Below are 233 nucleotides of genomic sequence, written 5' to 3'. Positions count from 1 at the left end.
CAGGCATAGCCGAGTTTCAGATGCTGTAGGCGTCGGATGACCTGATAGGTGCGATAGGAGAAGTAGCTAAAGGCACCTGCTGCCATTACCCCGAAAATGACTAGCTGGTTGAGTGATACCCGAGTGCCGTCGAGGGTGTTTTGCAACAATGCCAGCAGGGCGACCATGAGCAGCATCAAGGGTGTCATCAACATGAGGCCGAAGAGATCGATCCTCTGATCATCAATTTGCTC

The 233-nt window shown here is 52.4% G+C and carries 1 protein-coding gene; it reads right to left on the bottom strand.

The genetic code is table 11. The features are described 5' to 3' along the window. On the bottom strand, nt 1-233 hold a 233-nt coding region (locus N8M66_RS09390), incomplete at both ends, for a hypothetical protein (RefSeq protein ID WP_261047254.1).

This window comes from Streptococcus mitis (assembly GCF_946188585.1).
GTDB lineage: Bacteria > Bacillota > Bacilli > Lactobacillales > Streptococcaceae > Streptococcus > Streptococcus mitis_DG.
This window is presented reverse-complemented; position numbering and strand designations above follow the sequence as displayed.